The 22,614-nt window shown below is 72.2% G+C and carries 15 protein-coding genes, 2 pseudogenes and 1 riboswitch; of the genes and pseudogenes, 7 read left to right on the top strand and 10 right to left on the bottom strand.

The features are described from left to right. Nucleotides 1-173: 173 nt before the first annotated feature. The gene (locus ACFCZ1_RS07250) at nucleotides 174-770 is read left to right on the top strand and encodes a TetR/AcrR family transcriptional regulator (RefSeq protein WP_376677381.1); all 597 of its coding nucleotides are present in this window, start codon (nucleotides 174-176) and stop codon (nucleotides 768-770) included. Nucleotides 771-1,221: 451 nt separating this feature from the next. Here ACFCZ1_RS07250 and ACFCZ1_RS07245 read toward each other — a convergent pair. Beyond that, nucleotides 1,222-1,541: pseudogene (locus ACFCZ1_RS07245) on the bottom strand (short-chain dehydrogenase); the annotation flags it as partial. A 3-nt stretch (nucleotides 1,542-1,544) separates the two neighbouring features. Beyond that, nucleotides 1,545-1,832, bottom strand: a pseudogene (locus ACFCZ1_RS07240) (RNA-guided endonuclease TnpB family protein); the annotation flags it as partial. Nucleotides 1,833-1,963: 131 nt separating this feature from the next. Here ACFCZ1_RS07240 and tnpA point away from each other — a divergent pair. The 4 genes from tnpA (at nucleotide 1,964) to ACFCZ1_RS07220 (ending at nucleotide 5,369) form a co-directional block, all read left to right on the top strand. Then, nucleotides 1,964-2,392 carry an IS200/IS605 family transposase gene (gene tnpA / locus ACFCZ1_RS07235; protein ID WP_376677380.1) on the top strand — a complete coding sequence of 143 codons (429 nt, stop codon included), beginning with the start codon at nucleotides 1,964-1,966 and terminating at the stop codon, nucleotides 2,390-2,392. Nucleotides 2,393-2,613: 221 nt separating this feature from the next. Further along, complete coding sequence (gene cbiE / locus ACFCZ1_RS07230; protein WP_376677379.1) at nucleotides 2,614-3,867, top strand: precorrin-6y C5,15-methyltransferase (decarboxylating) subunit CbiE; 1,254 nt, start codon at nucleotides 2,614-2,616, stop codon at nucleotides 3,865-3,867. Nucleotide 3,868: 1 nt separating this feature from the next. Then, nucleotides 3,869-4,618 carry a precorrin-4 C(11)-methyltransferase gene (gene cobM / locus ACFCZ1_RS07225; RefSeq protein WP_376677378.1) on the top strand — a complete coding sequence of 250 codons (750 nt, stop codon included), beginning with the start codon at nucleotides 3,869-3,871 and terminating at the stop codon, nucleotides 4,616-4,618. Next, on the top strand, nucleotides 4,608-5,369 hold the full coding sequence (locus ACFCZ1_RS07220; protein ID WP_376677377.1) for a cobalt-precorrin-6A reductase: 762 nt from the start codon (nucleotides 4,608-4,610) through the stop codon (nucleotides 5,367-5,369). Before cobM ends, ACFCZ1_RS07220 begins: the two co-directional genes overlap by 11 nt. A gap of 47 nt (nucleotides 5,370-5,416) precedes the next feature. Here the strand turns inward: ACFCZ1_RS07220 and ACFCZ1_RS07215 are convergent, their stop codons facing one another. Genes ACFCZ1_RS07215 through ACFCZ1_RS07205 form a run of 3 tightly spaced genes read right to left on the bottom strand, consistent with a single transcriptional unit; the run spans nucleotide 5,417 to nucleotide 8,753 of the window. Next, the gene (locus ACFCZ1_RS07215) at nucleotides 5,417-6,904 is read right to left on the bottom strand and encodes a precorrin-2 C(20)-methyltransferase (RefSeq protein ID WP_376677376.1); all 1,488 of its coding nucleotides are present in this window, start codon (nucleotides 6,902-6,904) and stop codon (nucleotides 5,417-5,419) included. Then, nucleotides 6,901-7,548 (bottom strand): precorrin-8X methylmutase, encoded by a 648-nt coding sequence (locus ACFCZ1_RS07210; protein ID WP_376677375.1) that lies wholly within the window; start codon nucleotides 7,546-7,548, stop codon nucleotides 6,901-6,903. The genes ACFCZ1_RS07215 and ACFCZ1_RS07210 overlap by 4 nt, the downstream gene beginning before the upstream one ends. Further along, nucleotides 7,545-8,753, bottom strand: coding sequence for a cobalamin biosynthesis protein CobG (locus ACFCZ1_RS07205; protein WP_376677374.1), 1,209 nt, complete (start codon nucleotides 8,751-8,753; stop codon nucleotides 7,545-7,547). The genes ACFCZ1_RS07210 and ACFCZ1_RS07205 overlap by 4 nt, the downstream gene beginning before the upstream one ends. A 286-nt stretch (nucleotides 8,754-9,039) precedes the next feature. After that, nucleotides 9,040-9,118, top strand: a riboswitch (cobalamin riboswitch). A 53-nt stretch (nucleotides 9,119-9,171) separates the two neighbouring features. On the opposite strand from ACFCZ1_RS07205, the gene cobN reads away from it, so the two are divergent. Beyond that, nucleotides 9,172-12,780 (top strand): cobaltochelatase subunit CobN, encoded by a 3,609-nt coding sequence (gene cobN / locus ACFCZ1_RS07200; RefSeq protein WP_376677373.1) that lies wholly within the window; start codon nucleotides 9,172-9,174, stop codon nucleotides 12,778-12,780. 114 nt (nucleotides 12,781-12,894) lie between these two features. Here the strand turns inward: cobN and ACFCZ1_RS07195 are convergent, their stop codons facing one another. After that, entirely contained in the window at nucleotides 12,895-13,116 is a 222-nt protein-coding gene (locus tag ACFCZ1_RS07195) for a hypothetical protein (RefSeq protein WP_376677372.1), read from the bottom strand. 342 nt (nucleotides 13,117-13,458) lie between these two features. Here ACFCZ1_RS07195 and ACFCZ1_RS07190 point away from each other — a divergent pair, with 342 nt between their 5' ends. Then, nucleotides 13,459-15,696 (top strand): germacradienol/geosmin synthase, encoded by a 2,238-nt coding sequence (locus tag ACFCZ1_RS07190; protein WP_376677371.1) that lies wholly within the window; start codon nucleotides 13,459-13,461, stop codon nucleotides 15,694-15,696. A 117-nt stretch (nucleotides 15,697-15,813) separates the two neighbouring features. Here ACFCZ1_RS07190 and ACFCZ1_RS07185 read toward each other — a convergent pair whose 3' ends face one another. The 4 genes from ACFCZ1_RS07185 to ACFCZ1_RS07170 all read right to left on the bottom strand — a co-directional run bounded on the left by ACFCZ1_RS07185 (nucleotide 15,814) and on the right by ACFCZ1_RS07170 (nucleotide 22,612). Beyond that, nucleotides 15,814-17,049 (bottom strand): YncE family protein, encoded by a 1,236-nt coding sequence (locus tag ACFCZ1_RS07185; RefSeq protein WP_376677370.1) that lies wholly within the window; start codon nucleotides 17,047-17,049, stop codon nucleotides 15,814-15,816. Between the two features lie 129 nt (nucleotides 17,050-17,178). After that, a complete protein-coding gene (locus tag ACFCZ1_RS07180; RefSeq protein WP_376677369.1) occupies nucleotides 17,179-18,339 on the bottom strand; it encodes an XdhC family protein in 1,161 nt (386 codons plus the stop codon). 72 nt (nucleotides 18,340-18,411) lie between these two features. Next, on the bottom strand, nucleotides 18,412-19,875 hold the full coding sequence (locus ACFCZ1_RS07175) for an NCS2 family permease (RefSeq protein ID WP_376677368.1): 1,464 nt from the start codon (nucleotides 19,873-19,875) through the stop codon (nucleotides 18,412-18,414). A gap of 331 nt (nucleotides 19,876-20,206) precedes the next feature. Next, nucleotides 20,207-22,612 (bottom strand): xanthine dehydrogenase family protein molybdopterin-binding subunit, encoded by a 2,406-nt coding sequence (locus ACFCZ1_RS07170; protein WP_376677367.1) that lies wholly within the window; start codon nucleotides 22,610-22,612, stop codon nucleotides 20,207-20,209. Between the last annotated feature and the right edge of the window lie 2 nt (nucleotides 22,613-22,614).

Genomic DNA, 22,614 nt, shown 5'->3' with positions numbered 1-22,614 from the left:
GCTCCAGGGGATGAGGGGGCGGGTGCACACGGATCCGGCTGACTGCCCAGTGTGGCGCGCCGACCGGATCGATGAAGGGTCTTTCTAGAACGATCTTCTAGTTCCAGTCTTGCTAGGCTCTCTGCGCCCCACAGATCACGCACACACCGCGACGGACACCGACGGGACCCCTCATGTCTCCTAAGCAACAACGCGGCGAGGCCACCGTCGACTTGATCCTGACCTCAGCGCTGCGCGTGTTCGCCGAATCCGGCCAGCAGGGGTTCACGGTGAACGCGGTCGTCGCGGCCGGCGGTGTGAGCCTCGGCAGCCTCTACCACCACTTCGGCAGCTTCGACGGCCTGGCCGCCGCCCTGTACATCCGGTGCATGGACCAGCTGTGCGACGACATGGTGGCCGCGCTGACCCGGTGCCGGACGGCGCGCACCGGCATCCAGGCGTGGGTAACGTCCTACCTGCGCTTCACCGAGGAACACCGGGACGTCGCACTGTTCCTGCACGCCTCGGCCTACTCGGGTTACCTCGTGGCCCACGCCGAGGAGATCGGCGCGGCCAAGGCGGAGAAGTTCGCGGCCATCATGCAGTGGCTGGGCGCGCGCTTGGAGCGCGGCGAGATCGCCCCCCTCCCGGTGTCCGTGGTCGAGGTGATGGTCATGGGGCCGCTCACCGAGGTCGCACGCCGCTGGCTCTCCAGCACCTACGAGATCGACCTGGCGGAAGCCGCGCGCTATCTCCCGGACCGCATCTGGCGCTCCCTGCGCCCCGACTAGCCAGGTGCTGCGGCCGCGAGGGTGGCGTGCCGGGTCGCGGCGTTCCCCCCGCCACCTCCCCCAGACTCCGTCCGGGTGGGACCCCCAGGGAGGGGCCGCAGGTGCGGTGCACCGCAAGGCGGGGGCCGCGGTTCGTACGGGCGTACCGGCGCGGTCCGGCAACGCGGCGAGGTGCCGTGCCGGGGGCCGTGACCCGGTGGACCCCGCCGGTCACCGCAGTCGACTGGGTGGTTGTCCGGAGTGTCGTCCATGCTGCCGATTGTCCGGCGGCCGGGGCGTCGTGGTCAGGTGCCGTTCGGGGCGCCCTGCGGCGTGCGGGGGCGGCCGGGGGCGCTCGGTGACGGCTCCGCGCGCCCGGCGGATCGGCGCGCCGGACCGAGCAGCGCGGCGGCCCGGTCGGCGCCGCGGGCCCGGTCAGCGCGGCAGGGCCCGGTCAGCGCCGCAGGCCCGGTCAGCGCGGCAGGGATGCGTACGAGATCCCCGTGAGCTTCTCGGAGGCGGCCCAGAGCAGTTCGCCGGAGTTGTCATCGAAGGTCCGCTTCGCCCTCCAGGACCGGACGGGCGCCCCGCGCCAGCCGAACCGCGGCCCGATGAAGTCGTCGGGGGCCGCACCCCGGGCGCGGTGGCCGCGTAGAGCGTGGGCAGCGCGCCCGAGGACGCGGGCTGCGCGACGACCGCGTTGCCGAACGCCGCCACGCGCGAGTTGAGGGTGGGGCCCTCCAGCTTCGACGCTCCGGCGTGGAGGTTGGACGAGGCGTAGCCGGGGTGCGCGGGCCCCCACCGGCGGTGCACGCGGGTGATGTTCAGGTCCCGGCCCTGCGGGATGTCCACGGACATCACCGTGCGGAACCGGCTCTTGAAGTTCGGAGCGTCGGCGCGGCCGTCCCAGCAGTTCTTCCACGCCTGGAAGTACGTCTTGAGCACCGCTTGCGCGGCCTGTGCGGGAAGAACAGCGAGAAAGTCGATGTCTTCGCGGGCCTGGCGAATCGCGGCGTCCGCGTGTCCGAGGGTCCGCTTCTCCTTCGGCATCATCCGCCACCAGGCGTGCAGCAGGTTCCACATGGTGCGGGCCGCGTGCGCCTGATCATCGGCCTTGTGAACCCCGGCCGGCGACAGCGCAAGCCGGGCACGGTGCCCGAACTGCCGCTTGATCAGTGTGTCTTGACTCACAATCGAGAACCTAGCATTGGCTTATGTCACCGCGCTGGAACCCTAATCCCGAGGTCAGAACCGGTCGCCATGTTGTCCACAACCTGCACGTTCACTTGGTTTTCGTCACCAAGTACAGGCGGAAGGCGTTCACCGACTCCATGCTGACCCGCACCGAAGAGATCATGCGGGAGGTCTGCGCCGACTTCGAGGCTGAGCTGAAACAGTTCAACGGAGAACAGGACCACGTGCACCTGCTCGTGCACTACCCGCCGAAAGTCCAGCTCTCCAAGCTGGTCAACTCCCTCAAGGGCGTCAGCTCCCGCAGGCTGCGCCAGGAGTACGACAGCCACGTCCGCCGGTACCTGTGGGGCGGACACTTCTGGTCCGGTTCCTACTTCGCCGGATCGTGCGGTGGGGCGCCCCTGACCGTCGTCAAGCAGTACATCGAAAACCAGCAACGTCCCGTCTGACCGTCACCCCGCGGACGCAAAGCACTCCGGCGCTCCGCGCCTCCGGGCCAAGGATGGCCTTCACCCCCGCCCTGAAGGGCGGAGCACTGGCCAAGATCAGAGGTAGACGGGCGGGGGCAGGGCGCCGGAGCGGGGGTGGTACGGACAGGCGTACGCGCAGGCCAGTAGGCTGCGGTCCGCCCGCCTTCCGCTTTCCCCTTCCCGTTCCGAGGTACCGCGCAGTGAGCTCCGCACCGCCCCCCATCCCCGTGACGGTCGTCGGCCTCGGCGCCGACGGCTGGGCCGGGCTCAGCGCCGCCGCGCGCTCGGCGCTGTCCTGCGCCGAGGTGCTGATCGGCGGCCCGCGCCAGCTGGACCTGCTGCCGGCCGGCCCGTGCCCCGGACAGCGGGTGGCGTGGCCGAGCCCGCTGCGGCCGGCCGTGCCGAAACTGATGGCTGAGCACGCGGGGCGCCGGATCGCGGTGCTGGCCAGCGGCGACCCCATGTTCTACGGGATCGGCCGGGCCCTCGCGCAGGAGCTGGGGCCACGCGCCCTGCGGGTGTACCCCCACCCCTCCTCGGTGTCGTACGCCTGCGCCCGCCTGGGCTGGCCGGTCGAGGACACCGAGGTGGTCACGGTCGTCGGCCGCCCGGTGGCCCGGCTCGCGGCCGCGCTGTACGAGGGGCGGCGCGTGCTGGTGCTCAGCGCCGGAGCGGCGTCGCCCGGCGAGATCGCCGCCCTGCTCCGCGAGCGGGGCTTCGGCCCGAGCCGGATCCGGGTGCTGGAGCAGCTCGGCTCCGAGCGTGAGGACGCCTACGAGGGCCTCGCCGACGGCTGGGACCACCCGCCGGGCGACCCCCTGAACGTGGTGGCCGTGGACTGCCGCCGCGACCCCTCCCACCCGGCGCCCCGGATCGGCGCGACCCCCGGCCTGCCGGACGCCGCGTACGAGCACGACGGGCAGCTCACCAAGCGCCGGGTCCGGGCCGCGACCCTGTGCACGCTGGCCCCGGCCCCCGGCGAGCTGCTGTGGGACATCGGCGGCGGCTCCGGCTCCATCGGCATCGAGTGGATGCGCACGCATCCCTCCTGCCGGGCGGTGGCCGTGGAGCGCGTCCCGGAACGGGCGGCGCGGATCAGCCGCAACGCTGCGGCGCTCGGCGTGCCCGGCCTGCACGTGGTCGTCGGCGCCGCGCCGGACGCCCTCGCCGGACTGCCCGCCCCCGACGCGGTGTTCATCGGCGGCGGACTGACCGCGCCGGGGCTGCTCGACGCGGCCTGGGCGGCGCTCGCCCCCGGCGGCCGGCTGGTGGTCAACACGGTCACCCTGGAGTCGGAGGCGGTCCTCACCGACCGCTACCGGCGCCACGGCGGCGAACTGGTGAAGCTCTCGGTCGCGCACGCGGTGCCGGTCGGCGGTTTCACGGGCTGGCGCCAGGCCATGCCGGTCACCCAGTGGTCGGTGACGAAGTCGACGAACGAGAAGGATCTCTGACATGACCGTGTACTTCATCGGTGCGGGCCCCGGCGCCGCCGACCTGATCACGGTGCGCGGTGCCCGGACCCTGGCCGCCGCCCCGGTCTGCCTGTACGCGGGCAGCCTCGTCCCGCGCGAACTGCTGGCGGAATGCCCGGCGGACGCGCGGCTGGTGGACACCTCGCAGCTGAACCTCGACGAGATCGTCGCCGAGTGCGTACGGGCGCACGCGGCGGGCCAGGACGTGGCGCGGCTGCACTCCGGGGACCCCTCCATCTTCAGCGCCGTCGCGGAGCAGATGCGGCGGCTCGACGCGGCCGGCATCCCGTACGAAGTGGTCCCGGGCGTACCGGCCTTCGCCGCGGCGGCCGCGGCGCTGAAGCGGGAGCTGACCGTGCCCACCGTCGGCCAGACGGTGATCCTGACCCGGATCGCCCAGCAGGCGACCCCGATGCCCCCCGGCGAGGACCTGGCCACCCTCGGGCGCAGCGGCGCGCTGCTGGTGCTGCACCTGGCCACCCGCTACGTGGACCGGGTCGTCGGCGAACTGCTGCCGCACTACGGGGCCGAGTGCCCGGTGGCGGTGGTGGCGATGGCCAGCCGCCCCGACGAGCTGATCCTGCGCGGCACCCTGGCCGACATCGCGGCCCAGGTGAAGGAGCACGGGCTGGTCCGTACCGCCGTCATCGTGGTGGGCCGCACGCTCGGGGCGGAGCAGTTCCGGGACAGCCACCTCTACTCCCCCGAACGCGACCGGCATGTCTGCTGAACCGGAGCCCCGGCGGCACGTCCTGGTCCTGGGCGGCACGACGGAGGCCCGCCGGCTCGCGGAGGCCCTGGCGGGCGACCCCGCGTACCGGGTGACGAATTCGCTGGCGGGCCGGGTCGCCGCGCCGGTGCTCCCTCCGGGCGAGACCCGGATCGGCGGCTTCGGCGGCATCGCGGGCCTCGCGGCCTGGATCACCGCCCACGGGGTCACGCACGTCGTCGACGCCACCCACCCCTTCGCGGAGCGGATGAGTTTCCACGCGTCCGAGGCGCAGGCCCTCACGGGTGTCCCGCTGCTGGCGCTGCGGCGCCCCGGCTGGACGCCGGAGCCGGGCGACGACTGGACCTTCGCGGACTCCCTCGCCGAGGCGGCCGGCCTGCTGCCCGCGCTCGGCGGCCGGGCGTTCCTGACCACCGGCCGGATGGGCCTGCACACCTTCGCGCACCTCGCCGATACCTGGTTCCTGGTGCGTTCGGTGGATCCTCCACAGGCGCCGGTGCCGCCACGGCTCGAAGTCCTGCTCGCCCGGGGGCCGTTCACCCTCGACGGCGAACGGGAGCTGCTCGCCCGGCACCGGATCGACGTCCTGGTGACGAAGGACAGCGGCGGCTCGGCGACCGCCCCGAAGCTCACCGCCGCCCGCGAGGCGGGCATCCCGGTCCTGGTCGTACGGCGCCCCGCGGTCCCGCCGGGCGTGGCGCAGGCCCGTTCGGTCCGGGCCGCCGTGGACTGGCTGCGCGCACAGGACTGAGGCGGTACCGGACACCGGCACCGCCCCGGCCCGCGCCGTTCAGCCCGTCACGGGTAACGGCGCGGGGTCCAGGTGATCCGCGAGCCGTCGGCGCGCTCGCTGACCTGGGTCTGCGAGGACCCGATCAGCAGGAGCGTGCGCATGTCCACCTCGGACGGCTGCAGTTCGGCGAGGGTGACGATCCGCACCGACTGCTCCGGGCCGCCGACGTCGCGCGCGACGACCACCGGGGTTGCGGGCGAACGCAGCTCCAGCAGCAGCTCGCGGGCCTGCGCGACCTGCCAGTTCCGGCTGCGCGAGCCGGGGTTGTACAGGGCGAGCACCAGGTCGGCCGAGGCGGCCGCGCGCAGCCGCTCCGCGATGACCTCCCAGGGCTTGAGCCGGTCGGAGAGGGAGATGGTGGCGTAGTCGTGGCCGAGCGGGGCCCCGGCAGCGGCGGCCGCCGCGTTGGCCGCGGTCACCCCCGGCAGGACCCGTACGGGCACGTCCTTGTACTCCGCCTGCGCCGCGACCTCCAGGACCGCCGTGGCCATGGCGAAGACCCCGGGGTCGCCGCCGGAGACCACGGCCACCCGCTGTCCGCGCCGGGCCAGGTCGAGGGCGAACTCGGCGCGCTCGGACTCCACCTTGTTGTCGGAGCCGTGCCGGACCTGTCCCGGCCTGGCCGGGACCCGGTCCAGGTAGGTGGTGTAGCCGACCAGCACCTCGGCGTCGGCCAGCGCCCGCCGGGTCTCGGGGGTCAGCCACAGCGGGCCCGCCGGGCCCGTGCCGACGACCACGACCTCGCCGGGGCCGGACGGCACGCTGCCCGGGTTGCCGATCCGGCTGGGGACGACGGCGACGGCGAAGTACGGGACGGACCCGGGGTCGACGTCGGCGAGGACTCCGGTGCGTTCCCCGGCCATGGTGGCGCGCTCGACGTAGCGCGCCTCGGCGAGCCGGCCGCTCCTGTCCATCGCCCCGCGCACGGCGGGGAAGGTCCGGCCGAGCTTCATCACGACGGCCGAGTCGGTGGCAGCCAGGCGGGCGGCGAGTTCGTCCTCGGGCAGCGTTCCGGGAAGGATCGTCAGGACCTCCTCGCCCTCGACGAGCGGGGTGCCGAGCCGGGCGGCGGCGGCGCTCACCGAGGTGACACCGGGGATCACCTCGGTCTCGTACCGGTCCGCGAGCCGCTTGTGCATGTGCATGTACGAGCTGTAGAAGAGCGGATCGCCCTCCGCGAGCACGGCGACGGTCCGGCCGGCGTCCAGGTGTGCGGCGAGGCGTGCGGCGGCGGACTCGTAGAACTCCTCCATCGCGCCCTGGTAGCCCCCGGGGTGGTCGGTGGTCTCGGTGGTGACCGGGTAGACCAGCGGCTCCTCGACGTGGTCGGCGCGCAGGTGCTTCGCGGCGATCGAGCGGGCGATGGACCGGCCGTGGCGGGCGCTGTGGTAGGCGACGACGTCGGCCCCGGCGATCACCTCGACCGCGCGCAGCGTCATCAGGGAGGGGTCACCGGGCCCGAGCCCCACCCCGTAGAGGCGTCCGGCGCTCATTCGGCCACGCTCGCGATGGCGTTGACGGCCGCGGCGGCGATGGCGCTGCCGCCGCGCCGGCCGCGCACGATGAGGTGGTCGAGCCCCGAAGGGTGCGCCGCCAGGGCGTCCTTGGACTCGGCGGCGCCGATGAAGCCGACGGGAACGCCGATGACCGCGGCCGGTCGCGGAGCGCCTTCCTCGATCATCTCCAGCAGCCGGAAGAGCGCGGTCGGCGCGTTGCCGACGGCGATCACGGAGCCCTCCAACAGGCCCCGGTCGCGCCAGACTTCGAGGGCGGCGGCGCTGCGGGTGGTACCCATCCGCGCGGCCAGGTCCGGCACGGCCGGGTCGGACAGGGTGCAGATCACCTCGTTGCCGGCGGGCAGCCGCTTGCGGGTGACCCCGCTGGCGACCATCTGCACGTCGCACAGGATCGGCGCGCCCGCCTCCAGGGCGGCGCGGGCCCGCAGCACCACGTCGGGCGTGTACCCCAGGTCGCGGGGCAGGTCGGTCATCCCGCAGGCGTGAATCATGCGCACCGCGACCTGGGCGACCGAGGCGGGCAGCCCGGAGAGGTCCGCCTCGGCGCGGATCGTGGCAAAGGACTGGCGGTAGATCGCGGCGCCGTCCTTCTCGTACTCGAACACGGTGTACTCGCTCATTTCTTCACTGCGGCTTCGGACACTGGGGGTTGGTTGCGGGCGGCGGCGAGGGCCGTCGCGAGTGCGTGGGGTGCCACCGGGTCGGCGCCGATCCGGTACCCGTCGGGCGTGGCCACCACGTCCACCCAGGCGGCGGCGCGCGGGCGCCCGCAGCGGCGTTCGCACCCGGACCAGTGGACGGGCAGCGGCCCCCGCGCCCGCCCGGCGACGGCTCGCGCGTCGGCGCGTACGTCGGCCAGGGACTTGGCGCAGCCGGGGCGGCCGGTGCAGGCGGTGACGGACTCCCAGGGGCTGTCGGGCGCGGTGACGAGCCCGGCGGGGCGGGCGGCGGTGTCGGTGACGATGACGCTGCGCCACGGGGTGATCCGCAGGTCGCCGGGCAGCTCCCGCCACTGCGCGGTGCCGAGCCGGCCGAGCGGGACCAGTACGCAGAGCGCCCCCGCGTGCACTCCGGGGGCGGGCGGGTCCGCGTACGGGCGGGGCGCGTCGGGGACGTACCGCGCGCGGATGCCCCTGCCCCTCAGCCGGGTGGTGAACTCCTGTGCGTCCAGCGCGTGTCCGGCGGGAAGCTCGGCGATCCGCCAGGCCCGGGTGCCGGCGGCGGCAGCCGCGTCGAGGAAGTGGAGGGCCGCCTCCAGCCCGGCCCGCGCGGCCTCGGCGGCGGCCACGTCGACGGCGTCGGGCGCCGCGCCGAGCCGGACCAGTACGCGGCCGCCGGGCTGCGCGAGCAGGGTCACGTCGGGGTCGAGGGCGGCCACGTCGCCGCGCCCGTCGTCGACGGCGAACAGGAACCGGCCGGACAGGGCGGCGGCCTTCGGTTCGGCGCACAGCGCCTCGTCCAGGGCGCGCACCGGAGCGGGGTCGGCGAGGGGGGTGGCGACGATGTTGCGGATCCGCTCGTGGCCCGGCGCGGGCAGCAGCCCTGCCGTGCCGAGCAGTTCGGCCAGCTCGGCGCCGCAGCCGTCGGAAAGCCCGCGCAGTTGCACGTTCCCGCGCGAGGTCAGCTCCAGATGGCCGTCCCCGAACCGGTCGGCGGCGTCCGCCAGCGCGGCGGCCTGCGCGGCGCCGAGCAGCCCGCCCGGGATCCGGACCCGCGCCAGGAAGCCGTCGTCGGCCGGGTGCAGCCGCAGTGCGCCGGGGCAGGCGTCACCGCGCTCCCGTATGACGGGTTCGTCCCGCGATGCGGCGGCAGGGGGCTGGGGCATGGCGGCGAGCATACCTACGATTCACCTCGCCCGACCTGTGTCCGTCACCACCCAGCCCCCTCCCACCGCCTCAACCCTCCCACCAGCGCAGTCCAGCCGATTCCGGCCTCGCAGGCGTTTGGGGCGCGGGGTCGGGGGCAGGGCCCCGGCAACGGCGCCGCACCCGAACGCACCCCGCCCGAGCGAGCGCGGCGCAACGGCACCCCCACTCCCGGCCAGGGCAAAGGCCCCCTAGGATGGCCCCGGCGGACCACTCGGCCCGCCATCGCCGAGGACGGCGACATGGGAGGAAGCCCGGTGAGATTCCGGCGCGGTCCCGCCACTGTGAACCCCGCGGAACGACCCCCGGGGTGAGTCAGGAACTCCCGCCGTCCTCACTGCCCGGGGCGCGGAAACCCCGAGGAAGGCCTGCCGCCGCATGATCCTGCTGCTGTCGACGTCCGACACCGATCTGCTCAGCGCCCGCGCCGCGGACGGCCCCGTCCCGTACCGGTTCGCGAACCCCTCCCGCCTTCCCCTCGACGACCTCCCCGGCCTCCTCGACGGCGTCGACCTGGTCGTCGTACGCCTCCTGGGCGGCCTGCGCGCCTGGCAGGACGGCCTCGACCTGCTCCTCGCCCCCGGCCAGAGCCGCCCGGTCGTGGTGCTGACCGGCGAACAGGCCCCGGACGCACAGCTGATGGAGGCCTCCACCGTCCCGATCGGCATCGCGGCCGAGGCCCACGGCTACCTCGCGCACGGCGGCCCCGCCAACCTCGGCCAGCTGGCCCGCTTCCTGTCCGACACGGTCCTCCTCACCGGCCACGGCTTCGAGCCGCCCGCCGCCGCCCCCACCTGGGGCCCCCTGGAGCGCACCGCACGGCGGACGTCCGGCCCCCGGGTCGCCGTGCTGTACTACCGCGCCCACCAGATGAGCGGCAACACCGCCTTCGTGCACACCCTGTGCGAGGCCGTCGAGGCCAAGGGCGCGCAGGCGCTCCCGCTCTACGTCTCGTCGCTGCGCACCCCCGAACCGGAGCTGCTGGCCGAGCTGGAGGGGGTCGACGCCATCGTCACCACCGTCCTCGCGGCCGGCGGCACCAGGCCCGCCACCGCCTCGGCGGGCGGGGACGACGAGTCCTGGGACGCGGGCGCGCTCGCGGCGCTCGGCGTGCCGATCCTCCAGGCGCTGTGCCTGACGGGCTCGCGCAGCAACTGGGAGGAGAACGACGAGGGCCTGTCCCCGCTCGACGCCGCCACCCAGGTCGCCGTGCCCGAGTTCGACGGCCGTCTGATCACCGTCCCGTTCTCCTTCAAGGAGCTCGACGAGGACGGCCTGCCCGCCTACGTGGCCGATCCCGAGCGGGCCGCCCGGGTCGCGGGGATCGCCGTACGCCACGCCCGGCTCCGGCACATCGACCGCCGCGACAAGAAGGTCGCGCTGGTCCTCTCCGCCTACCCCACCAAGCACTCCCGCATCGGCAACGCGGTCGGCCTGGACACCCCCGCCAGCGCCGTGGAGCTGCTGCGCACCCTCATCGCCGGCGGCTACGACTTCGGCCCCGCCGACGAGATCCCCGGCCTGGTCTCGGGCGACGGCGACGAGCTGATCCGGGCCCTGATCGAGGCCGGCGGACACGACCAGGACTGGCTGACCGAGGAGCAGCTGGCCCGCAACCCGGTCCGCATCCCGGCCGCCGACTACCGGCGCTGGTTCGCCGAGCTCCCCGCCGAGCTGCGGGGCAGCGTGGAGGAGCACTGGGGTCCGGCCCCGGGCGAGATGTTCGTCGACCGCTCGCGCAACCCCGAGGGCGACATCGTCCTCGCCGCCCTGCGCCGCGGCAACCTGCTGATCCTGATCCAGCCGCCGCGCGGTTTCGGCGAGAACCCGATCGCGATCTACCACGACCCGGACCTGCCGCCGTCGCACCACTACCTGGCCGCGTACCGCTGGATCCAGGCCGCCGCGCAGGACGGCGGCTTCGGCGCCGACGCGATGATCCACCTGGGCAAGCACGGGAACCTGGAGTGGCTGCCGGGCAAGAACGCCGGTCTGTCGGCGGCCTGCGCGCCCGACGCCGCGCTCGGCGACCTGCCGCTCATCTACCCGTTCCTGGTCAACGACCCGGGCGAGGGCACCCAGGCCAAGCGCCGCGTGCACGCCACCCTGGTCGACCACCTGGTGCCGCCGATGGCGCGCGCGGAGTCGTACGGGGACATCGCGCGCCTGGAGCAGCACCTGGACGAGTACGCCCAGATCTCGGCGATGGACCCGGCGAAACTCCCGGCCATCCGCGCGCAGATCTGGACCCTGATCCAGGCGGCGAAGCTCGACCACGACCTGGGTCTCGAAGAGCGCCCGGACGACGAGGGCTTCGACGACTTCCTGCTGCACGTCGACGGCTGGCTGTGCGAGGTCAAGGACGCCCAGATCCGCGACGGTCTGCACGTGCTGGGCGGCGCCCCGACGGGCGCGGCCCGGGTGAACCTGGTCCTCGCGATCCTGCGGGCCCGGCAGATCTGGGGCGGTACGACGGCCCTGCCGGGCCTGCGCGAGGCGCTGGGCCTGGACGAGTCCGCGGCCACCCGCACCTCCGCGGACGCCGTGGAGGAGCAGGCCCGCGCCCTGGTCCAGGCGATGGAGGACGCGAACTGGGACCCGTCGGCGGTGGCTTCGGTCGCCTCGGCGCATTCCGCGGACGTCTCGGCGGTACTGGACTTCGCCGCCCGTGAGGTCGTCCCGCGCCTGGCCGGCACCACGGACGAGATCGCCCACGTGGTCGCCGCCCTGGACGGCCGGTTCATTCCCGCAGGCCCGTCCGGCTCCCCGCTCCGCGGCCTGGTCAACGTCCTGCCCACCGGCCGGAACTTCTACTCGGTGGACCCGAAGGCCGTCCCCTCCCGCCTCGCGTGGGAGACGGGGCAGGCGCTCGCCGAGTCCCTGCTGACCCGCTACCGCACGGACAACGGCGAGTGGCCGGCCTCCGTCGGCCTGTCCCTGTGGGGCACCAGCGCGATGCGCACCTCGGGCGACGACGTGGCGGAGGCGCTGTCCCTGCTGGGCGTCCGTCCGGTCTGGGACGAGGCCTCGCGCCGTGTGACGGGTCTGGAGGCGATCGCGCTCGAGGAACTGGGGCGTCCGCGCATCGACGTGACGCTCCGCATCTCGGGCTTCTTCCGCGACGCGTTCCCGCACGTCATCGGCCTCCTCGACGACGCGGTCCGGCTGGCCGCCTCGCTCGACGAACCGGCGGACCGGAACTTCGTGCGGGCCCACGCCCAGGCGGACCTGGCCGAGCACGGTGACGAACGCCGGGCCACCACCCGTATCTTCGGCTCGCGCCCGGGCACGTACGGCGCGGGCATCCTCCAGCTGATCGACTCCCGCGACTGGCGTACGGACGCCGACCTCGCGGAGGTCTACACGGTGTGGGGCGGGTACGCGTACGGCCGCGGTCTGGAGGGACGCCCCGCCCGCGCCGAGATGGAGACCGCGTACAAGCGGATCACCGTCGCCGCCAAGAACACGGACACCCGCGAGCACGACATCGCGGACTCGGACGACTACTTCCAGTACCACGGCGGCATGGTGGCCACCGTCCGCGCCCTGCGCGGCACGGCCCCGGAGGCGTACATCGGCGACTCCACCCGCCCGGAGACGGTCAAGACCCGCACCCTGGTCGAGGAGACCTCGCGCGTCTTCCGCGCCCGCGTGGTCAACCCCAAGTGGATCGAGGCGATGCGCCGCCACGGCTACAAGGGCGCCTTCGAGCTCGCCGCGACGGTGGACTACCTGTTCGGCTACGACGCCACGACGGGCGTGGTCGCGGACTGGATGTACGACAAGCTCACCGAGACGTACGTCCTGGACCCGGAGAACCGCGCCTTCCTGGAGGAGGCCAACCCCTGGGCCCTGCACGGCATCGCGGAGCGCCTGCTGGAGGCGGAGTCCCGCGGCATGTGGGAGAAGCCGGACCCGCAGATCCTCGAAGCCCTGCGCCAGGTGTACCTGGACACGGAGGGCAACCTGGAGGGCGAGGCCGAGTAGCCGGTCCCCCGGCCCGCGCACGAAGGCCGTCCTCCTCACCCACAGGCAGAAGGGTGAGGAGGACGGCCTTTTCGCCGGCCCGCCCGGACCGCGGGCCGTACGCCGTCGGGCCGGCTACGCCTTGACGGTCTGGTTGAGGGCGACGAGTGCCTGTGCCCACCGCACGTACTTCAGCTGCCCGAAGTCGGCGACGGTCTTGACGCCGAACGCCTCGTGCAACAGCTCTCCGTCCTTGTCGGTGACGCCCTTGAGCGCCGCCACGGGCGCCGCGAGCACCTCGGAGAGCGGCTTGTCGGCCCACGCCTTGTCGAGCACCTTGTCCAGATCGATCGCCATGGGTGTCCCTCCCGGAACGCCGGAGTTGTATACGCGGGCAAACCTAACTCAATCGGACAATCATCCCGCCTTGCGACACTCCACGGCCTCCACACCGACCCGATTCCCCGAAGGGGGCCGGACGCGACGCCGAGCGGTTCGGGCCACGACCACGCCCGGCCGAAGAGCCCGCACCGCGGTTCCGTATCCCGTGCCGGGGCCCGGCGGCGCGGAACGACCCGTCCGTCACCTGAAGCGGTGAACTCCCCCTTATCCCGGCGGCACCAGGGGTAGGGCCCTGCTGATCTCGTGCGGGGACCGGTCCACCGGCCCCGCACCCACGGACGAAAGGCCGACCCCGCCGTGACGCAGCCGTTCCAACTGCCGGATTTCTATGTGCCTTATCCGGCGCGACTGAACCCCCACCTGGAGGACGCGCGGGTCCACACCAAACAATGGGCCCGCGCGCTCGGGATGCTGGAAGGGTCGGGCGTCTGGGAGGAAAGCGACCTCGACTCCCACGACTACGCGCTGCTGTGCTCGTACACGCACCCCGACTGCGACAGCGAGGCACTGTCCCTGGTCACCGACTGGTACGTCTGGGTCTTCTTCTTCGACGACCACTTCCTGGAGATGTACAAGCGCTCGCAGGACCGCGACGGCGCCAAGGACTACCTCGACAGGCTCGCCGCCTTCATGCCGATGGATCTGGCCGACGGCTTCCCCGAGCCCACCAACCCGGTGGAGGCGGGGCTCGCGGACCTGTGGAAGCGGACCGTGCCGGCGATGTCGGCGGCTTGGCGGGAACGATTCTCCGAGTCCACGAAGAACCTCCTCAACGAGTCGATGTGGGAACTGGCCAACATCAACATCGGGCGCGTGGCGAACCCCCTCGAATACATCGAGATGCGCCGCAAGGTGGGCGGCGCACCCTGGTCGGCCGGCCTGATCGAATACGTCTCCGCCGAGGTCCCGGCGCGCGTCGCGCACTCGCGGCCGCTCGGGGTGCTGCGCGACGCCTTCTCCGACGCCGTGCACATCAGGAACGACATCTTCTCCTACCAGCGCGAGGTCGCCGACGAGGGTGAGCTGTCCAACGCCGTCCTGGTGCTGGAGACCTTCCTCGGCTGCACCACCCAGGAGGCCGCCGAGGCCTCCAACGACCTGCTCACCTCGCGCCTGCAGCAATTCGAGCAGACCGCACTCGCGGAGCTCCCCCAGCTCTTCGCCGACCAGGCCATGAACCCGGCGGAGATCACGGCCGTCCTCGCCTACGCCAAGGGCCTCCAGGACTGGCAGTCCGGCGGCCACGCATGGCACATGGTCTCCAGCCGCTACATGAACAAGGAGGCGCGGGCCACCGTCCCGCTCACCCTGCCCTTCCTCCCGTCCGGGCTCGGCACCACCGCGCTGGACCTCCGGTCCGTCTTCACACAGCGCTCGATGGAGATGCGGCGCCGGTCCTTCACGCACGTCCCGTTCGAGCGCACCGGCCCGTCCGTGATCCCGGACGTCTACATGCCGTTCACGCTCTCGCTCAGCCCGCACCTGGAGCACGCGCGCGAGGGATCGGTCGCCTGGGCCCGCCGGATGGGCCTGCTGGATCCGCAGCCCGGCGACCCCGGATCCGTCATCTGGGACGAACAGAAGCTGCGCGGCTACGACTTCGCGCTCTGCTCGGCCGGCATCGACCCCGACGCCACGCCCGAGGCACTGCTCCTCAACGCCTGCTGGCTGACCTGGGGGACGTACGGGGACGACTACTACCCGGTGGTTTTCGCCCAGGCCAAGAACCTGGCCGCCGCCAAGGCGACCACGGCGCGGCTCATCGGCATGATCCCCGTCGACCACGCCGAGCAGGGCGTCCCGCTGACGGCGATGGAGCGCTCCCTCGCCGACCTGTGGGTACGGACCAGCCGGGACATGGGTCCGGCCATCCGCGCCGAATTCCGGGCCACCCTCGTGCACATGCTGGAGAGCTGGGTGTGGGAGGCGGAGAACCAGATCCTGAACCGCATCCCCGACCCGGTGGACTACGCGGAGATGCGCCGGCACACCTTCGGCTCGCACCTCACGATGTACCTGTGCCGGCTGGGACAGGCGGGACGGGGCATTCCCGACGAGATCTACGCCTCCGGGACCATCCGGTCCCTGGAGAACGCGGCCGCCGACACCGCCTGCATGCTCAACGACATCTTCTCGTACCAGAAGGAGGTGGAGGTCGAAGGCGAGGTGCACAACTACGTGCTCGTCACCCGGAACTTCTTCGACATCGGATACCCGCAGGCCCTGCACATCTGCCATGCGCTGATGACGCAGCGCACCGAGGAGTTCGAGCACATCGTCGCGAGCCAGCTGCCGCTGCTCTACGACGACTGGAAGCTGGACGAGGACGCGCGGGCCGGGCTCGACGCCTACGTGGGCGAGCTGAAGGACTGGCTCGCGGGCATCCTCAACTGGCACCAGAAGTGCCGCCGTTACCGCGAGGAGGACCTCCACGCACTGCCCGGCGCGCTGTCCACCCGGGTCTGGGGAGCGGACTTCGGCATGTCCGCGGCCCGGATCTCACTGCCTTCCCGGCCCCTGACCCCTCACCCCTGACCCGCGCCCGGCCACGCCGTCCGGTCCGTCCGTCCCGGCCGTCGCGTCTGTGACGGACGGGACGGGCGGGACGGACGGGACGGACGGGACGGACGGGAGGAACGGGTGATGTCCGCGTTAGCGGGCGGCGGGGCCGGTCCAGCCCGCCGGGACACGGCCGAGGCGGACCCGCTGCGGGTGGTCGCCGACGGGGACGGAGACCCGCTTGGCGCCGGTGGCGAAGTCGATGGCCGTGACCCGGTCGGCCCCGCTCTCGGAGATCACGCAGGCCGAGCCGTCGCCGTCGACGGTCGCCCAGTACGGCTTGTCGGCGGGCACGAGCGGCCCTTCGGCGAGGGTGGCCCGGTCCACGACCGTCGCGTAGTCGTCCATGGTTCCCGCGATGCAGAGCTTGGTGCCGTCCGGGCTCATGGACATGCCGTGGTGGCGGGAGTCGTTGACCCATGTGGTGCGGTCGGTGGCGGTGGCGGGGTTCTCGGGGAGGGTCTTGAGGCGGGTGATCCGGTCGGTCGCCACGTCGTACTCCAGGAATCCGTTGAAGAACGACACCTGGAAGTAGAGCTTCGACTCGTCGGGGCTGAAGGAGACGGGGCGTACCGCGTCGGACAGGTCCGGGCGGCCGAAGGCGTCCAGCCGCTCCCGCATGTCGATCACCCGGACCGTGCGGAAGGTCTGCGCGTCGACCACGGTGATCTTCCGGTCGCCCTTCGTCCAGTCCAGCCAGGGCGCGTCGAGGGCGGAGGTCACGTCCCCGATGGAGCTGTTCCACAGGAAGCGGCCGTCACGGCTGAAGCTGTTCTCGTGGGGCTTGTCGCCGGTGCTGAAGGAGCCGACCTGCCGGCCGGTGGCGATGTCGAGGACGTGCACGGTGTTGGCGGTGGAGGCCGATACCGCGACCCGGGTGCCGTCCGGCGAGACGGCCATGTGGTCGGCGCGGTAACCGGCCACGGGGAAGCGCCAGTTGATCCGACCCGTCCGCACGTCGACCGAGACGACGTCGGCGAAGCTGGGCCGGGAGGCGACGACGGCCGAGCCGTCGGGCGTGGTGTACATGTCGTCCACGAACTGGTCGTGGCCCTCGCCCGCCGTGGCACGGATCCCCAGGAAGAAGCCGAGCTTCACGGGGTTGAGGTAGATCTCCCGGAGCCGTTCCTCCTTGTCGGGTATGACGTTGATCCGGCCGACCCTGGCGAGATCGCCGGTGGAGGCGAGGACGTCGGCGGTCCCCTCCCAGTTGTTCCCGACGAAGAGCACCTCGCGCAGGCCCTCTCCGGGCGCGGCGGCCGCCGGCGCGAAGGAGGTCAGCAGGGTGGCCGCGGCCAGCGCGCCCAAGGTGCGGAGGGTACGTGACATCCGTTCAACTCCGGTGTGGGGAAGGGATGGAGAGGGTGCCTCCTGTTACCGGCCGGTAAAATAGGCGGAACCCGAGAAGGGCGCAACCCCTACGGGCGCGCCCTTTCCTCAGGTTCCGGCGTCAGCTCTTCAAGCGACGGAGCCGATCCGGCCGATCACCGTGGTCGCGGTGGCCCGCAGATCGGGGTGGATCGGGATGTGCGCGCCGGTCAGGGCGGCGCCGGTGCCGCCGCGGCGGTTGGCGACGATCTCGGCGGCGATGGACAGCGCGGTCTCCTCCGGGGAGCGGGCGCCGAGGTCCAGGCCGATCGGGGAGCGCAGCCGGGCCAGTTCGAGCTCGCTCACACCGACGTCGCGGAGCCGCTTGTTGCGGTCCTCGTGGGTGCGGCGGGAGCCCATGGCGCCGACGTAGGCGACGGGAAGCCGCAGGGCCAGTTCGAGGAGCGGCACGTCGAACTTGGCATCGTGCGTGAGCACGCACAGGACGGTCCGGCCGTCGACCGCGGTGGTCTCCAGATAGCGGTGCGGCCAGTCGACGACTATCTCGTCCGCCTCGGGGAAGCGGGCCTTCGTCGCGAACACCGGGCGCGCGTCGCACACCGTGACCCGGTAGCCGAGGAACTTGCCGATGCGCACCAGGGCGGAGGCGAAGTCGATGGCACCGAAGACGATCATCCGCGGGGGCGGGACGCTGGACTCGACCAGCACCTTGAGCGGCTCTCCGCAGAGCCGGCCGTCGGCGCCCATCTCCAGCACGCCGGTCCGGCCGGCGTCGAGCATGGCGCGAGCCTCTTCGGCGATGGTGCGGTCCAGCTCGGGGTGGCCGCCGAAGCCTCCCTCGAAGGGGCCGTCGGCGCGGACGAGCACCGCGCGGCCCATCAGCTCGGCCGGACCCTCGGCCACCCGGGCGACCGCCGCCGCCTCCCCACGGGCGGCGGCGGCCAGACCGGCCGCGAAAACGTCCCGTCCGGGAGAGCCCACGGGGACCGGGGTCACGAGGATGTCGATGATGCCGCCGCAGGTCAGGCCCACGGCGAAAGCGTCGTCGTCGCTGTACCCGAAGCGCTCCCGGACGGTCTCGCCGTCCTCCAGCGCCTGCCGGCACAGCTCGTACACCGCGCCCTCCACGCATCCGCCGGATACCGAGCCGATGGCCGTGCCCTCGCTGTCGACGGCGAGTGCGGCCCCGGGCTGCCTGGGGGCGCTCCCGCCGACCGCCACGACCGTGGCCACGGCGAAGTCGCGTCCCTGCTCGACCCACCGGTCCAGTTCTTCGGCGATGTCCAGCATGTGCGGCCTCCTCGGAGAGGTTCGGTTTCCAGTATCGGATGCGTGGAGGGCGGCTACGAATCGCCGCCCGGGCTACTTGACCCCGAGCCAGCCCTCGATCGGGTGCAGGGCGAAGAAGACCACGAAGATCACGGTCAGCGCCCACATGAAGGCACCGATCTCGCGGGCCTTGCCCTGCGCGACCTTGATGGCCACGTAGGAGATCACGCCGGCGGCGACACCGGCGGTGATGGAGTACGTGAAGGGCATGATCGCCACGGTCAGGAAGACCGGGATCGAGGTCGCGCTGTCGGACCAGTCCACGTGGCGGGCGTTCTGCATCATCATCGCGCCGATGACGACCAGGGCCGCGGAGGCGACCTCGCCCGGGACGATCTGCGTGATCGGGGTGAAGAAGAGGCAGGCGGCGAAGAAGAGGCCGGTGACGACGGAGGCGAGGCCCGTGCGGGCCCCCTCGCCGACGCCGGTCGCGGACTCGACGAACACGGTCTGGCCGGAGCCGCCCGCGATACCACCGATGGCGCCACCGGCACCGTCGATGAACAGGGCCTTGGACAGGCCCGGCATGCGGCCCTTGTCGTCGGCGAGCTTGGCCTCGGTACCGACGCCGATGATGGTGGCCATCGCGTCGAAGAAGCCGGCGAGCACCAGGGTGAAGACGATCATGCCGACCGTCATGACACCGACGTCGCCCCACCCGCCGAAGGAGACCTGGCCGAAGAGCGAGAAGTCCGGCATGGAGACCGCCGAGCCGCTGAGCTCGGGGGCACCGCTGCGCCAGGCCTTCGGGTCGACGTCCGCGACGGCGTTGATGATCGCGGCGAGCACGGTGCCGCCGACGATGCCGATCAGGATCGCGCCTCGGACCTTGCGGGCCTGCAGCATGAAGATGGCGATCACGGTCACGCAGAAGATCAGGACCGGCCAGCCGGCGAGCTCACCGGTGGCGCCGAGGGTCACGGGGGGAGCGAATTCCCCGCCGTTGCCGACGAAGCCGGCCTTCACGAGGCCGATGAGGGCCACGAACATGCCGATGCCCATGGTGATCGCGTGCTTGAGCGCGAGCGGGATCGCGTTCATGATCATCTCGCGGAGGCCGGTGACGACCAGGAGACAGATCACGACGCCGTACATCACGCACATGCCCATGGCCTGCGGCCAGGTCATCTGGGGGGCGACCTGCGAGGACAGCACACCGGAGACGGAGAGTCCGGCGGCCAGGGCGAGCGGCACCTTGCCGACGAAGCCCATCAGAAGCGTGGTCAGGGCCGCGGCGAACGCCGTGGCCGTGATGACCGCCTTCTGGCTCATGGTGTCTCCGGCGACGTCCTTGCCGGAGAGGATCAGCGGGTTGAGCAGGAGGATGTAAGCCATCGCCATGAAGGTCGTGATACCGCCACGAACCTCGTTGCCGACGTTGGATCCTCTGTGGGTTATGTGAAAGTACCGATCGAGCCAAGAACGCCCGGCGGGATTGAGAGAGCCGTCGCCGGCCTCTTCCGCGGTGGTCTTGGGCTCCACAGACGACTGGGTCATGGTGCCTAACTCCCAAGGTTCAAAGGGGCACCCGCATAAAGATTGGAGACGCGGGATTTGGGAAATTCCGTTTGGCTGCACGACCCGGGGTGACGGCCCGAGGCGACGCGGATCTTCATTGCGCGTACTGCGGGTACTGCGGGGTGACCGCAGGTACTTCGGTACTGCTGGGGGTGTTCTTGCAGGGTTGCTGCCGGGTGAAGCGAACCGCGAGCGGTGCGGCACTTCGTGTACTCCGGGCGGTGCGCTGTGAAGTGTGACGTTCCGATGTCGCACCACCCGGAGAGTCTGAGGGGGTCCGGGGGCCTCGCGACCCCCGGACCACGCCGTCCTAGAGGGTTCCCGTGAGGGCTTCCGGACGGATCGGCGTCTTGTTGAGCTCCAGACCGGTCGCCTGCCGGATCGCCGCGAGGACGGCCGGGGTGGACGAGAGGGTCGGGGCCTCGCCCATACCGCGAAGGCCGTACGGCGCGTTCGGGTCGGCGAGCTCCAGGACGTCGACCGGGATGGTCGGGGTGTCCAGGATGGTCGGGATCAGGTAGTCCGTGAAGGAGGGGTTGCGCACCTTCGCGGTCTTCGGGTCCACGATGATCTCTTCCATGATCGCCACGCCGAGGCCCTGGGTGGTGCCACCCTGGATCTGGCCGACCACGGAGAGCATGTTCAGGGCCTTGCCGACGTCCTGGGCGGTCGCCAGTTCGACGACCTTGACCAGGCCGAGCTCGGTGTCCACCTCGACCACCGCGCGGTGCGCGGCGAAGGTGTACTGGACGTGGCCGTCGCCCTGGCCGGTCCTCAGGTCGAAGGCGACGGTCGGTCGGTGGCGGAACTCGAGTTCGAGGTCGATCGCGTCCTCGCCCTCCAGGATCTCCGCGATGTCCGCGAGGACCTCGCCCCCGTCGGTGACGACCTTGCCGCCTTCGAGGACCAGCTCGGCCGTCGCCCACGCCGGGTGGTAGGACCCGTTCTTGCGGCGGCCGATCTCCAGGACGGCTTCGCGGACGGCCTCGCAGGTGTTCTTCACGGCGCCACCGGTCATGTACGTCTGCCGCGAGGCGGACGTGGAACCGGCGGAGCCGACCTGCGTGTCGGCCGGGTGGATGGTCACCTGCGTGACGCCCAGCTCCGTACGGGCGATCTGGGCGTGCACGGTGACACCGCCCTGGCCGACCTCCGCCATGGCCGTGTGGACCATCGCGACGGGCTCGCCGTTGATGACCTCGAGGCGCACACGGGCGGTCGAGTAGTCGTCGAAGCCCTCGGAGAAGCCGACGTTCTTGATGCCGACCGCGTAGCCGACGCCCCGCACGACGCCCTCACCGTGGGTGGTGTTGGAGAGGCCGCCCGGCAGGGCCCGGACGTCCGCGCCCTCGCCGGCGGTCTCCCACTGGCGCTCCGGCGGCAGCGGGCGGGCCTTGACCCGGCGCAGCAGCTCCGCGACCGGGGCCGGGGAGTCCACGACCTGGCCGGTGGGCATGACCGTGCCCATCTCCATGGCGTTCAGCTGGCGGAACTCGACCGGGTCCATGCCCAGCTTCGCCGCGAGCTTGTCCATCTGGGCCTCGTAGGCGAAGCAGGCCTGGACGGCGCCGAAGCCGCGCATCGCACCACAGGGCGGGTTGTTCGTGTAGAGCGCGATCGCCTCGATGTCGACGTCCTCCAGGACGTACGGACCCACCGAGAGGGAGGACGCGTTGCCCACGACCGCCGGCGAGGCCGACGCGTACGCGCCGCCGTCCAGGACGATCCTGCACTTCATGTGCGTGAGCTTGCCGTCCTTGGTGGCGCCGTGCTCGTAGTAGAGCTTCGCCGGGTGGCGGTGCACGTGACCGAAGAAGGACTCGAACCGGTTGTAGACGATCTTGACCGGCTTGTTCGTGGCCAGGGCCAGGAGGCAGGCGTGGATCTGCATCGAGATGTCCTCGCGGCCGCCGAAGGCACCGCCTACGCCGGAGAGCGTCAAGCGCACCTTCTCCTCGGGCAGGCCGAGGACGGGGGCGATCTGCTTGAGGTCCGAGTGCAGCCACTGGGTGGCGACGTAGAGGTCGACACCGCCGTCCTCGGCGGGCACGGCCAGGCCGGACTCCGGGCCGAGGAAGGCCTGGTCCTGCATGCCGAAGGTGTACTCGCCCTCGACGATGACGTCGGCGCGCTTGCGGGCCTCCTCCACGTTGCCGCGGACGATCGGCTGGCGGTGCACGATGTTCGGGTGCGGGACGTGGCCGGCGTGGTGGTCGTCGCGGCCCTCGTGGATCAGCGGCGCGCCTTCGGCGAGGGCGGAGGCCTCGTCCGTGACGACCGGCAGCTCCCGGTAGTCGATCTTGATCTTGGCGGCCGCGCGGCGGGCCGTCTCCGGGTGGTCGGCCGCCACGAGGGCTACCGGCTCGCCGTGATGGCGCACCCGGCCGTTGGCGAGGACCGGGGTGTCCTGGATCTCCAGGCCGTAGTTCTTCATCTCGGCCGGCAGGTCGTCGTACGTCAGCACCGCGTAGACGCCGGGCATGGCCAGCGCCTCGGAGATGTCGATGGACGCGATCTCGGCGTGGGCGACGGTGCTGCGCAGGGTCTGGCCCCACAGCATGTCCTCGTGCCACATGTCCGAGGAGTACGCGAACTCACCGGTGACCTTGAGGGTGCCGTCCGGGCGGAGCGTGGACTCGCCGATGCCGCCCTTGGTGTGCTTCTGCGTGACGTTGGTCGGCGTACCCGCCGGAACCGTGCGCGTGTTCTGAGCCATGG

Source organism: Streptomyces sp. NPDC056224 (assembly GCF_042267665.1).
GTDB lineage: Bacteria > Actinomycetota > Actinomycetes > Streptomycetales > Streptomycetaceae > Streptomyces.
Note: the sequence above shows the minus strand (reverse complement) of the source record. Positions and strands in the feature narration are given on the sequence as shown.